The sequence below is a fragment of the Streptosporangium sp. CA-135522 genome (assembly GCF_050949235.1).
GTDB lineage: Bacteria > Actinomycetota > Actinomycetes > Streptosporangiales > Streptosporangiaceae > Streptosporangium.
In genome coordinates this window covers 1,858,340-1,870,975 of record NZ_CP192026.1, presented here as the reverse complement: position 1 = coordinate 1,870,975, position 12,636 = coordinate 1,858,340, and the positions used below count along the sequence as shown (strand labels likewise).

9 protein-coding genes are annotated in these 12,636 nt (G+C 70.2%); 3 read left to right on the top strand and 6 right to left on the bottom strand.

Annotated features, from left to right (window positions below; translation table 11 throughout):
* Positions 1 to 69: 69 nt before the first annotated feature.
* From ACQPYK_RS09035 to ACQPYK_RS09025, 3 genes are all read right to left on the bottom strand, one after another.
* Positions 70 to 1,011, bottom strand: a complete 942-nt coding sequence (locus ACQPYK_RS09035; protein ID WP_433253094.1) for a hypothetical protein — start codon at positions 1,009 to 1,011, stop codon at positions 70 to 72.
* Positions 1,012 to 1,077: 66 nt separating this feature from the next.
* The gene (locus ACQPYK_RS09030; protein ID WP_433253092.1) at positions 1,078 to 1,704 is read right to left on the bottom strand and encodes a TetR/AcrR family transcriptional regulator; all 627 of its coding nucleotides are present in this window, start codon (positions 1,702 to 1,704) and stop codon (positions 1,078 to 1,080) included.
* A gap of 204 nt (positions 1,705 to 1,908) precedes the next feature.
* The gene (locus ACQPYK_RS09025) at positions 1,909 to 3,186 is read right to left on the bottom strand and encodes a cryptochrome/photolyase family protein (RefSeq protein ID WP_433253090.1); all 1,278 of its coding nucleotides are present in this window, start codon (positions 3,184 to 3,186) and stop codon (positions 1,909 to 1,911) included.
* Between the two features lie 222 nt (positions 3,187 to 3,408).
* Here ACQPYK_RS09025 and ACQPYK_RS09020 point away from each other — a divergent pair, with 222 nt between their 5' ends.
* The 3 genes from ACQPYK_RS09020 to ACQPYK_RS09010 all read left to right on the top strand — a co-directional run bounded on the left by ACQPYK_RS09020 (position 3,409) and on the right by ACQPYK_RS09010 (position 6,236).
* Positions 3,409 to 4,428, top strand: a complete 1,020-nt coding sequence (locus tag ACQPYK_RS09020; RefSeq protein WP_433253088.1) for a MerR family transcriptional regulator — start codon at positions 3,409 to 3,411, stop codon at positions 4,426 to 4,428.
* 333 nt (positions 4,429 to 4,761) lie between these two features.
* Positions 4,762 to 5,286 (top strand): RNA polymerase sigma factor, encoded by a 525-nt coding sequence (locus tag ACQPYK_RS09015; RefSeq protein ID WP_433253086.1) that lies wholly within the window; start codon positions 4,762 to 4,764, stop codon positions 5,284 to 5,286.
* The gene (locus tag ACQPYK_RS09010; protein WP_433253084.1) at positions 5,283 to 6,236 is read left to right on the top strand and encodes a YbgA family protein; all 954 of its coding nucleotides are present in this window, start codon (positions 5,283 to 5,285) and stop codon (positions 6,234 to 6,236) included. The genes ACQPYK_RS09015 and ACQPYK_RS09010 overlap by 4 nt, the downstream gene beginning before the upstream one ends.
* Before the next feature lie 94 nt (positions 6,237 to 6,330).
* On the opposite strand, the gene treZ is transcribed toward ACQPYK_RS09010, so the two are convergent.
* The 3 genes from treZ to glgX are packed head-to-tail and all read right to left on the bottom strand — an operon-like array spanning position 6,331 to position 12,532.
* Entirely contained in the window at positions 6,331 to 8,175 is a 1,845-nt protein-coding gene (gene treZ, locus ACQPYK_RS09005) for a malto-oligosyltrehalose trehalohydrolase (protein ID WP_433253082.1), read from the bottom strand.
* 3 nt (positions 8,176 to 8,178) lie between these two features.
* Positions 8,179 to 10,434, bottom strand: a complete 2,256-nt coding sequence (treY, locus tag ACQPYK_RS09000) for a malto-oligosyltrehalose synthase (protein ID WP_433253080.1) — start codon at positions 10,432 to 10,434, stop codon at positions 8,179 to 8,181.
* Positions 10,427 to 12,532, bottom strand: a complete 2,106-nt coding sequence (gene glgX, locus ACQPYK_RS08995; protein ID WP_433253078.1) for a glycogen debranching protein GlgX — start codon at positions 12,530 to 12,532, stop codon at positions 10,427 to 10,429. The genes treY and glgX overlap by 8 nt, the downstream gene beginning before the upstream one ends.
* Positions 12,533 to 12,636: the final 104 nt, after the last annotated feature.

The window sequence follows — 12,636 nt, the reverse complement described above, 5'->3', positions numbered from 1 at the left end:
TGCGATGTCTTCAGCCCCGAGCTTGCCACCGTTGGCCGGTCCCGTCAGCCCACCGGGCGGATCTTCTTCTCAGCCGGTGAGGACCTCCTCGCGACGGGCGATGAGGGCGTCACGGCGCTGTGCGAGCTCACCGCAGCGGACGACCAGGTGATCGACCGTGCCGCTCGCCCACTGGGCGACGTCGGCGACGGCCTGGCCGGTCCGGGCGATCCGCTGGTGCTTGATCGCGTCGGTGATGATGTTGTCGAAGAACATGTCGGCGAACCAGCGGGTGTCCACCTTGGGCAGCTGCGGGTTGGCCTGGACGCCGACGTCGGCGAGCTCGCGGGAGAAGGCGTCCAGGGCACGCTGGGCGTGCCAGGCGGCCTCGTCCGCGCTGCGCAGGTGGCCGTGCTCCAGCATGTCCGCGAAGCCGCCGCCGCTCAGCATGTCCCAGGTGGAGGCGCCTTTGGCGTTGCCGAGGCAGCGCATGACCTGACCGACCGCGTGGACGGCGGCGATCCCGGCCTGGCGGGCCTCCTCGTGCTCGCGGAGGTCGGCGAGGGTGTCGGCGAGCCGCTGGCCGATCTCGGTCAGCTCGCGTCCCCTGGCGTCGGCCGACTCGACCAGCAGACGCTCTTTGCGTTCGAGCAGCGCGGCGAACTCCTCGGCGGCGGAGCCGATCTCGGCCAGCCCGCTCTCCACGGTGAACCGGTCGGTCTGCAGCCATTGGAGTCGGGTCCGCTGCCCGTCCAGGCGCTGCCGTACGGCCTGCGCCTCGGCCCGCTCCCTGGCGAGCTTCTCCTCTTTGGACCCGGCCAGCCCGGACAGGAAGGCCGCGAAGCCGCCGCCCTCCAGCCTGGAGACGTCACGCTCTTCCTTGGCGAGCTGGGCCTCCAACTCGCCGGTGAGCCGCCCGACCTCGTCGAGCTGCGCGACCACTGCCTGGTGCTGCCGGGTCAGTTGTTCCAGCCGCCGCACCCGGTCGCGGGCGGCGCGCAGCTCGTTATCGATGTCATCGAAGGAGGTCACGTATTTGCGACGTCTGAAGGGGGCGAATCGTTCCGCCCGATATCTCTTTTTCTCCGGCGGGAGGGGTCAGGGAGGGCTCCCGGGCAGACCAAGGGTGCGGTGAAGCATCTGATGCATGTGGGCGCGGAAGCGCCGCAGAGCACGCGGGTCGTCGGGGCCGTGACGCTTGCCCACCTTGTCGAGCACTCCACTCTGGACGAAGCCGTGAATGCACCAGATCACCGTGTTGATCATGTAGTCCAGGTCTACGTCCTCGGCGATCGCCACCGGGGCTATGGCGTCGATGACGAGCTGGGCCAGCGGCTGGACGTACTGCGACTCCAACTCGGTGATGTCGCTGGCGTCGGAGAGCCAGCGGTGCATCCACAGCGCGGGAACCTCGGGATTCTCCGCGCAGAAGTCGATGTAGCGATCGATGAGCCGGTGCATGGCGACGATCTTCTGTTCCGGCGGAGCGGTCATCAGATCCTTCACCGCCGTCTCCAGGACGGCCGCGTGAGTCCGGTGGGCGCGCTCCATGACCGCGAGGTACAGATCCCGTTTACCGCCGACGTGGTGGCCCAGGGTGGCCGCGTCCAGCCCGGCGGCCTCGGCGATCTGGCCGCTCGAGGTGCCGTCATAGCCGAGGGCGGCGAACAACCTGGTCGCGACCTGCAGAATCAGCTCCTGCCGGTCGCTTTCGTCGGAGACCATGCAGCCGACCGTAAATCCGGCATGCGACTCAGTCAATCGCTCTATCCATAAAGCTTAGAATAAATCAAATAAAGAAGTGGAATTAGAATAGATATTCACGGTGGAGTTTTTCTGGGCGATGAACGGAATTCTCCGAGTCTTTTTCAGCGGTCAGCGCGGGAGGCGCAGGGCGCTTCCCGCGTCCGGGTGGATCACCCGGCCCGGTCAGTCCATCGAGACCAGCGGCGCGGGATAGCCCCTGACCCTCGTGGGAAGCCGCCACGGCTCGTAGATCATTTTCATCGGCACGGCGTCCAGCTCGGGCAGGTAGCGCCGGATGTACTCGCCGTCGGGGTCGAAGCGCTTGGCCTGCCGTATGGGATTGACGACCCGGTTGGGCCGGGTGTCGTTGCCGGTCCCGGCCACCCACTGCCAGTTGCCGTAGTTGTTGGAGACGTCGGCGTCGAGCAACAGGTCGAAGAAGTGCTCGGCTCCCACCCGCCAGTCCACCCGCAGCCGCCTGACCAGGAAGGACGCGGTCACCATGCGGGCCCGGTTGTGCATCCACCCCTCGGCGAGCAGCTGCCGCATGCCCGCGTCCACGATCGGCACCCCGGTCCGGCCCTCCTTCCAGGCCTGCGCCGCGTCCGCGTCGTCGTGCCATTCCTGACCCCGCGGGCGGTAGTCGTCGCGGTTGATGCGGGGGAAGGCCCGCGTCACCTGGTGGAAGAAGTCACGCCAGCACAGCTGCCTGACGAAGTCGTCGCCGTTCTCCGACAGCGACTCCAGCTCCAGCGGAGACAGGCAGCCGAAGCGCAGGTAGGGGCTGAGCTTGGAGGTGCGGTTGCCGGCCAGGTCGTCATGACCGTCGGCGTAGTCCTCCACACAGTATTTCAGCCACTGCCTCATGCGCTCGCGCGCCACCGTCTCGCCCCCTATGAACAGCCCGTGCGGCTCGTGCTCGGTCACCGGCAGCGGACCGCCCTCCAGGCCTTCGGGCAGGAGCACCTTCTCGGGGGCCTTCACCACCTCCCGGCGCGGCTGTCCGCTCCAGGCCCGCCAGTAGGGCGTGAAGACCCGGTAGTGGTCGCCGCCTCCGGAGGGCCGAAGCGCGTCCGGTGGCACGATCGTCACGCCGGGGAAGGTGCGCAGGTCCATCCGGTGCCGCTCGCACTCCCCGGCGAGCAGGCGTTGCCTGCGCTGCGCGAGCGCGCTGACGTCGGCGCTGACATAGACGGCCTGAGCCGGGAGCTCGCGGGCGAGCCGGAGCGTCTCCGCCACCGGATCACCCCTGCGGACCACGAGGTCGCCGCCTCGCCACCGAAGTGACCGGCGCAGATCGGCGAGGGATTCCGAGAGGAAGCCCGCCCGCCGGCCGGTGGGAACATAGGAGTCGACCACGAACAGAGGCACCACGCGGCAGGCGTCCGCGCACGCGGCGGCCAGCGCCGGATGGTCGTGCACCCGGAGATCGCGGTTGAACAGCACAATGACGGTGTCCATCACAGGGTGTTTCGGTGTCCGCGCGATCCCGGTTGCATCCACCCGCCCGGGTCCGTTCGCCGCGTCCGCCGGCCCGCCTCCACCGACTCCGTAGCCGCTCGTCCCGCGCTCCGACCGCCTGCATCCACCGGCGCCCGGTGCACGAAAGAAGCTTCGGGGGACGGACCACCCGCGCTGCCTGGCAGGCTGGTAAGGCGATCGTGGGCATGGGGTGAGGCGAGGATGGACGAGCAGGCGACCACCGAGGAGGAGCCGGGCTACGGCATAGGCGCCGTGGCCCGGCGCCTCGGCGTGCCCGCCCCCACGCTGCGCACCTGGAACCTGCGCTACGGGGTCGGGCCGAGCCGCCGCAGCCCGGGCGGGCACCGCCGCTACGACACCGGTGACCTGCGGCGGCTCGAAGAGATGAACCGCCTGATCAGGGAGGGTGTTCCGGCCGCCGACGCGGCCCGGCAGGTCCTGCGGACCGTCGCCGCGCCGCCCGGGGACCAGATCGTCTTCCCACCGCAGGAGCGCGCCCAGGACGGGCCGGCGCCCGCCCCGCCCGCGGGCTCCGTCCAGACGACGCCTGCGCCCCCGGCGGCGCGTCCCGTCCAGGAGACGTTCTCGGCCGCCCCGTCGTGGACGAGACCGGTGATCCCGACCGCGGCGATGCTGGCGCGAGCGGCGATCATGCTGGACAGCCGGACCGTGTCCGAGTGGATCGTCGCGGCGCTGGACAGGCACGGGGTCATATGGACCTGGGAGAATCTGGTGCTCCCGGTTTTCGGGACGATCTGCAGGCGCCAGGCCGAGACCGGCGCGAGCGTCGAGATCGAGCACCTGTTCTCCGACCGGGTGCTGGCCGCGCTGACCCGGCTCGTCGAGCGCCCGGCCCGGCCGGTCAACGAGCGGCCGGTGCTGCTGGCCTGCGCCGCGGACGAGCAGCACAGTCTGCCGATATACGCCCTGGCCGCCGCGCTGACCACCGACCGTCACGTGGAGACCCGGGTGCTCGGCGCGCGGACCCCCTACCCGGCGCTGGCCGACGCGATGCGCCGCCTCGGCCCGGCGGCAGTCTTCGTCTGGTCCCAGCTGCCCACGACAGGCGACCTCACGCCGCTGGCCTCGCTTCCCCTGCTGCGTCCGGCGAGCCGCGTCATCGCCGGCGGCCCGGGCTGGTGGGGAGAGCTCCCGCCGTCCGTTTCACGCGTCATGTCGTTCCGTGACGCCCTCGCCCAGATCGGCGTCGCGCTGCGCTGAGCCTTCCGGCGAAGCCGGGATCTCCCCGGGACGCCGAGCGCTTGCGGGCACCGCCGGTTCAGGCACCGCTGGTTCAGGCGCCACCGTTCAGGCGCCACCGTTCAGGCACCGTCGATTCAGGCACCGTCGATTCGAGCGCCGCCGTTCAAGCACCGTCGATTCGAGCGCCGCCGTTCAAGCACCGTCGATTCGAGCACCGTCGATTCGAGCGCCGTCGATTCAGGCGCCACCGGTTCGAGCAGGGCGCGCCGGTCCCTCACCCAGAGTTGCGATCTCGAAGGCGGGCGAGTATGAATAAGTTTTGAATAGGTTTTCTCGACAAGGGGAGCCGCCATGGCAGACAACCTGAACGTCCGGCTCGCCGAAGGCGATGACGCCGCGCTGGCCGAGTGCTTCCGTACGCATGGCTCGCTGATCCGCTCCTACCTGCGGCGGTTCGTTCCTCCGCAGGAGGTCGAAGACCTGCAGCAGATCGTCTTCGCCGAGGTGTGGCGATGCCGGCACCGCTTCGACCCGGCTCGCAGCCTCCCGGCATGGCTGATCGGCATCACGCACAACCGGGCGGTCGACCACCTGCGGATGCGCACGCTGCAGACGGTGCCGCTGGACGTGGTGGCCGACCCGGCCGGCGCGGACGGGCGCACCCACGGAGAGGGCCTGGCCGAGCGCGACGAGGTTCAGCGGGCCCTGGCCGAGCTCCCCGCGCCGCAGCGCCAGGCGATCGAGCTCGCCTACTACGGAGAGCTGACCCAGCGGGAGATCGCCGAGCAGCTGCGCGTGCCTCTGGGCACCGTCAAGGCCCGTACGGCACGCGGCCTGCGCCGCCTGTCGGACATCCTCGCCCCGGTAGCGGCATGAACGGCCGGGTAAGGCCCCGGGTCGCCGTGTCGAGCTGCCTGATGGGCGAGCCGGTGCGCTTCAACGGCGGCCACAGCCGCGACCGGTTCCTCAGCGGGGAGCTGGACCCCTATGTCGACTGGGTGCGCATCTGCCCGGAGATGGAGATCGGCCTCGGCACCCCACGCGAGACCCTCCGCCTCGAACGCTCCCCGGACGGGCCGCGTCTGGTCACCAGGAAGACCGGCGTGGACCTCACCGACGCGATGACGTCCCTGGCCATCGCACGGGGCCGCGGCCTCGACGTGGACGGCTACGTCTTCAAGTCCAGAAGCCCCAGTTGCGGGGTGCACGGAGTCGCGGTCCACGCCGGTGACGTGGCCGTGGAGCGCAGGGGCAGAGGGGTCTTCGCGGCCCGGATCCTCGACGCCCATCCGCTGCTGCCGGTGGAGGACGAGGGGCGGCTGAACGATGCGCTGCTCCGCGAGACCTTCGTGGAGCGGATCTTCGCGCACGCCCGGCTCCGCGCGTTGCTGGAGAGCGACTGGCGCGCGCGTGACCTGGTCGCCTTCCACTCCCGGCACAAGATGCAGATGCTGGCCCACGACCCCGCCGTCTACCGCGAGGCGGGCAGGGTGGTGGCCCAGGCCGGCCTGCGCTCCCGTGGGGAGCTGGCCGCCGACTACGGCCGTGTGTTCGGCACGGCCTTCGCCAGGAAGGCCGGCATCGGCCGCCACGTCAACGTGCTCCAGCACTGCATGGGCATGTTGAGCGACTCGCTGGACCCGATCCGGCGGGCCGACCTGGCGGAGGTCATCGCCGCCTACCAGGCCGGCCAGGTGGCGCTCAGCGTGCCGGCCACCCTGCTGCGCCACCACGCGCGGGGAGAGGCCGCGGAGTATCTCCGGGACCAGACCTACTTCTCGCCCTACCCGCAGGAGCTCCGCCTGCGCAACCACGTCCCGGTGTGACGGGTCCGTTCGTCACCCGCGCGACGCTCCCGCGAAGGCCTCTGCGGGATCGCCGGCGACCCGGCCGGCCCCGCAGAGGGCGTCCGAAGCAGGCTCAGGGCGTCTTCTCCTGGAGCCGGATCACCGCCAGGGAGTGAGCGGGCAGGATCAGCCCCTCCCCGAAGTCGGCCGCGGTCGAGTCGTCTCCCGCTGCGAGGCCGGACGCGGCGCCCTTCCCCGGGCCGGTGGGGCCCCCTCCCCGACCGGAGACGGACCCGTCCGCCCCCTCTCCCAGGCCGGACGGGTCGTGGCCGAAGTGGACGCCGGGATGCGAGGCCAGCAGGATGTGGCCGGGTGCGAGCCGTACCTTCAGCGGGATCGGGCTGAGGTTGGCGGCGACGCGGAGCGCTCCCCGGTGGACGACCAGCCAGGTCTCGCCGTGCTCGACGCGGACCCGGTCGAGCCGCGGATCCGACAGCTCCGGATGCGCGCGGCGCAGCGCGATCAGGGCCCGGTACCAGTCGAGATGGGCCCGGTGGGCGTCGTCGTCGAGCTCGCTCCAGTCGAGCTTGGAGCGCAGGAACGTCATCTCCTCCCCGGGATCCGGCGCCTTCTCGGCCCAGTCGTCGTAGCCGAAGCCGACGAACTCCCGCCGTCGCCGGTCCGCCTCGCCCTCGCGGAGCTGCGGCTCGACATGATCGGTGAAGAACAGGAACGGCGTGCGCGCTCCCCACTCCTCACCCATGAACAGCATGGGGGTGAACGGCGAGGTCAGCAGCAACCCGGCGGCCAGCCGCAGCGCCTCCGGGGGCATCCGGTCGCCCTCGGCGCGGTTGCCGATCTGGTCGTGGTTCTGCGCGGAGCAGACGAACCGGTAACCGGGCACGTGGCGGGCCGGACGGCCGTGGGAGCGTCCCCGGAAGGACGAGTAGGCGCCGTCGTGGAAGTAGGCGCAGGACAGCACCTTGGGCAGCGCTCCGGCGAAGTCGTCGTAGTAGCCGTGCCGTTCCCCGGTCACCGCCACGTGCAGGGCGTGGTGGACGTCGTCGTTCCAGGCCGCGGCCAGGCCGTACCCGCCGGCCTCGCGCGGGGTCATCAGCCGGGGGTCGTTGAGGTCGGACTCGGCGATGAGCGTCAGCGGCCTGCCCACCGCGGCCGACAGCGCGTCCACCTCGGCGGCCATCTCCTCCAGCAGGTGGACGGCCCGCTTGTCGTGCAGCGCGTGCACCGCGTCCAGCCGCAGGCCGTCGACGTGGTAGTCGCGCAGCCACTGCAGCGCGTTGCCGATGAAATAGCGGCGCACCTCGTCGGAGCCGGGGCCGTCCAGGTTGACCGCCTGCCCCCAGAAGGAGGAGGCGCTGGAGTGGAAATAGGGGCCGAAGGGAGCCAGGAAGTTCCCGGACGGGCCGAGATGGTTGTAGACGACGTCGAGGATCACGCCGATGCCCTGCCGGTGGCAGGCGTTCACGAAGCGTTTGAACCCGTCGGGGCCGCCGTAGTTGTCGGTGACGGCCCACAGGTCCACCCCGTCGTAGCCCCAGTTTCGCCCTCCCGGCACCGGTGGCACCGGCATGACCTCGACGAAGTCGACGCCGAGCGCGGCGAGGTGTTCGAGCTTCCCGATCGCCGCGCCGAAGGTCCCCTCCGGGGTGAAGGTGCCGACGTGCAGCTCGTAGATCACCGATCCGGGCAGGTCACGCCCGCGCCACAGGTCGTCGCTCCACACGAACCGGTCGTGGTCGTAGACCCGGCTCGGCCCGAAGATCCCCTCGGGCTGCCAGCGGGTCCGGGGATCCGGTAGCGGCTCCCCGCCGTCCAGCCGGAACCGGTAGTCGGCGCCGTGCCCGGCCCCCGGCACCTCCGCGAACCACCAGCCGCCCGCACCGGCGGACATCGGGTAGCGGACCTCGTCGATCTCCACGTCGACCGCCGTCGCCTGCGGCGCCCAGACCTCGAACATGGACTACTCCCTTTCCAAAAGCGCGACGGGATAGGCCGACAACAGGTGGGCCAGCGGGATCCGGCCGGTGTGCTCGGCGCCGGTCAGCAGGTCACGCCACACACCGGGCGGCAGTGTGATCGTCTCGCTTGCCCAGCCTCCGCGCCGTGCCAGCCCGACCGGCAGCCGGGTGGCCACCGCCACCGCCCGCTCTCCCCGCGCGAAGGCGATGACGTTCTCGCCCGCCTCCACCGGCACGTACGGCGCGGCCGGATCGAGCCGCCGTCGCAGGTTGAGCGCCTGGGCGGTGACCAGCAGTTTGGCCTCGTCCCATGGGGAGGCGCCCTGCCCGGCGAGCATCCGGCGGCGCAGCGGGAAGTCCACCGGACGACGGTTGTCCGGGTCCACCAGGGAGAAGTCGGTGATCTCGTTGCCCCAGTAGAGGTCGGGCACACCGGGCAGCATGAGCTGCAGGAGCTTCTGCCCCAGCGAGTTGGACCGGGCGTACGGCTCGATCCTGGCGGCGAACTCCGCGATCGAGGCACCGCACTCGTCGATCGCCCGGGTGACGAAGTCCCGGACGCCCGCCTCGTAGGCGGGGTCGGGAGCGGCCCAGGAGATCGAGGTCTTGGCCTCGCGGGCCGCCTTGAACAGGTAGTCGAAGAACCTCTCCGGGCCGATCGGCCAGGCGGCCATCAGGTTCTGCCAGGCCAGATAGTCGAGCGCCGGGTCGAAGGAGACCTTCGAGGCCCACTCCCCGACCGCCGCCGCCCACTCCTCGGGCAGCTCCGACAGCACGGCCAGCCGGGCGCGCACGTCCTCCGAGCGCTTGGTGTCGTGGGTGGACAGCGTCGTCATCGTGGCCGGCGACATCTCCCACGCGAACGCGTGGAATTCGCCGACGGCCCCGCCGAAGTGGTCCGGCTCGCCGCCCACCTCGTTCAGGCACGCCAGCGGATACCACCGGTACAGCGCGGTGTCCTCCACTCCCTTGGCCATCACCGGCCCGCAGGTCTGCTGGAAGCGGGTGACCGCCTCGGCGGGGCCGCGCAGCACCCGGTCGACGACCTCCGCGACCGGGGCGCCTTCGGGCAGCCGGGCCGCGGCGACCCGCCCGGCCGCTTCGACGATCGCGGCCGACGCCTCGGGCACCGGCTCTCCCGGCACCGCGTAGGCCCGGTAGACCGGCATCGCGGCGAGCAGCTCCACCAGTGTCTCGCGGTCGGAGCCGACGACGGCGTGCAGCCGGTCGATCTCGGCGGTGAAGAACAGGTCGAGGACCTCCCGCTTGGACTCCCGGACCACCGTGGCGTAGTCGTGCGGCATGCCGGTCTGTGCGACGAACAGCTCCACCAGCGGCTTGGCGCCGGCGGGGTCCACGAAGAGCCGGGTGATCCGGTTGAGCACGTCGTAGCCGGTGGTGCCGTCGCAGTCCCAGTCGGCGGGCAGCCGCTCGGAGCCGACCAGGATCTTCTCGGCCACGGTCCACACGCCCGAGGCCGCGCGGAGCCGGGACAGGTAACCGCGCGGCTCGGCCAGCCCGTCGGGGTGGTCGACCCGCAGGCCGTGTACGACCCCCTCCTCGACCAGTCCCAGGATCACCCGGTGGGTGGCGTCGAAGACCTCCGGATCCTCCACGCGCAGCCCGATCAGCGAGGACACGTCGAAGAAGCGCCGGTAGCCGGGTCCGGAGCGCCAGTCGACCAGCCGGTAGTGGGTGTCGGGGAAGGGGAACTCGTGGTCGTGGTAGCGCAGCACGTCGCCGTCGGCCACCGGCGCGGTGTCGTCGCCGAGCACCGGCATGCTCACCTTGCCGCCGGTCCAGTCGATGTCGAACCACGACGCGTACGGCGACGCCTGCCCGTCCTTGAGCACCGACCACAGCGGCGCGTTGCCCGACTCGGGCACCGGAATCGTCATGTGGTTGGGCACGATGTCGACGACGATCCCCAGCCCGTGCTCGGCCAGCGTCGCCGACAGCGCCCGCAGGCCCTCGATCCCGCCGAACTCGGCGCGGACACGGGAGTGGTCGGTCACGTCGTAGCCGTGCTGCGACTGCGGCACCGCCTGCAGGATCGGCGACAGGTAGACGTGGCTGATCCCCAGGTCCCGCAGGTAGGGGGCGAGCTCGGCCACCTCGGCGAACCCGAAGTCGGGGGTCAGCTGGAACCGGTAGGTCGAGATCGGCACAGTAGCCGGCGCGGTGGCCGGCGCGGTGGCCGCCACGGGTTCAGGCGCGGTGGCCGGAGCACCGGCCGGCGCGGTGGATCGCTCAGACACGCCGCAGCACCCTCACCGATCTGCCGGTCACCGGCACGTCCTCACCCGCCCGGCAGATCCGGGAGTCCACTGTGATCGGCATCGCCGTGTCGATCTCCGTCAGCCACATCTCGCCGTAGTCCTTGGGAATCGTGAATTCGATGACATCGTGGTGGGCGTTGAACAGCAGCAGGAACGAGTCGTCGGTGATCTGCCGCCCCCGGCGGTCCGGCTCGGTGATGGCATCGCCGTTCAGGAAGACCGCCAGCGACTTGGCGTAGCCGACGTTCCAGTCGGCGTCGGTCATCTGCTCCCCCTGCGGGGTGAACCAGGCGATGTCGCTGAGGTTGTCCCCCGAGCCGCGCACCGGCCGGCCGTAGAAGAAGCGGCGCCGCCGGAAGACCGGATGCTCGGCGCGGAGCTTGGCCAGCCGCCGGGTGAACTCCAGCAGCAGCCAGTTTTCCCGGATGTCGGACCAGTCCACCCAGCTCAGCTCGTTGTCCTGGCAGTAGACGTTGTTGTTGCCCTGCTGCGTGCGCCCCAGCTCGTCGCCGTGGGAGATCATCGGCACGCCCTGGGACAGGAACAGCGTGGTCAGGAAGTTGCGCTTCTGCTGCTCGCGCAACGACTCGATCGCGAGCGTGGCGGGCCCCTCGGCCCCGCAGTTCCAGGACCGGTTGTCGTCGGTTCCGTCCCGGTTGTGCTCGCCGTTGGCTTCGTTGTGCTTGCCGTCGTAGGAGACGAGGTCCTGCAGGGTGAACCCGTCGTGGCAGGTGACGAAGTTGATCGAGGCGGCGGGGCGGCGGCTGTCGTCCTGGTACAGGTCGCTGGAGCCGGTCAGCCGCGAGGCGAACTCGGGCAGGGAGGCGGGCTCGCCTCGCCACAGGTCACGGATCGTGTCGCGGTACATGCCGTTCCACTCGGTCCACCGGGCGGGGAAATTGCCCACCTGGTAGCCGCCCGGGCCGACGTCCCACGGCTCGGCGATCAGCTTGACCTGCGACAGCACCGGGTCCTGCTGGACCAGGTCGAAGAAGGCGCTCAGCCGGTCCACCTCGTGCAGCTCGCGCGCGAGAGTCGCCGCCAGGTCGAACCGGAACCCGTCCACGTGCATCTCGATGACCCAGTAGCGGAGCGAATCCATGATCATCTGGAGCACGTGCGGGGAGCGCATGAACAGGCTGTTGCCGGTGCCCGTGGTGTCCATGTAATAGCGTCTGTCGTTTTCGACGAGCCGGTAGTAGTTGGCGTTGTCGATTCCCCGCATGCTCAGCGTCGGGCCCAGGTGGTTGCCCTCGGCGGTGTGGTTGTAGACCACGTCGAGGATGACCTCGATGTTCGCCTCGTGCAGCGCCTTGACCATGGCCTTGAACTCCAGGACCTGGCCGCCGCGCTGGCCGGTGCTGGAGTAGGAGTTGTGCGGAGCGAAGAACCCGATGCTGTTGTAACCCCAGTAGTTCGCCAGCCCCCGCTCGGTGAGAACGTGGTCGGTGACGAACTGGTGGACCGGCATCAGCTCGATCGCCGTCACCCCGAGCGCCGACAGATGGTCGACGATCTCCGGATGGCCGATGGCCGCGTAGGTGCCACGGATCCGCTCGGGGATCTTCGGGTGGTTGACGGTCAGGCCCTTGACGTGCGCCTCGTAGATCACCGTGTCGTGGTACGGCGTGGCGGGCGGCCGGTCGTGCCCCCACCCGAAGAACGGGTTGATCACGATGGAACGGGGGACGAACGGGGCGGAGTCGGTGTCGTTACGACTGTCCGGCTGCCCGAAACGGTAGCCGTAGGCCGCCTCATCCCACTTGACGTCCCCTTCCACCGCTTTCGCGTAAGGGTCGAGCAGGAGCTTGGCGGGGTTGCACCGCTGCCCCCGAGCCGGGTCGTACGGACCGTGCACGCGATAGCCGTACCGTTGCCCGGGACCGATGCCCGGCAGGTAACCGTGCCAGACGTATCCCTCGCACTCGGTGAACGGGACCCTGGTCTCCCGGTTGTCGTCGTCGAACAGGCACAGTTCGACCCGCTCCGCGGCCTCGGTAAAGAGCGCGAAGTTGGTCCCCGCGCCGTCATAGGTGGCCCCAAGGGGGTAGGGGTCACCCGGCCAGATCTCGATCATTACACCGCCCTTCAGCGGTGAGAAGACATGCCCAATGCTGCCTCAGCCATGCGTGCTTTCCCACCCTCAACACGGTGACCTTCGTCCCCTTTCCCCTTTGGAAG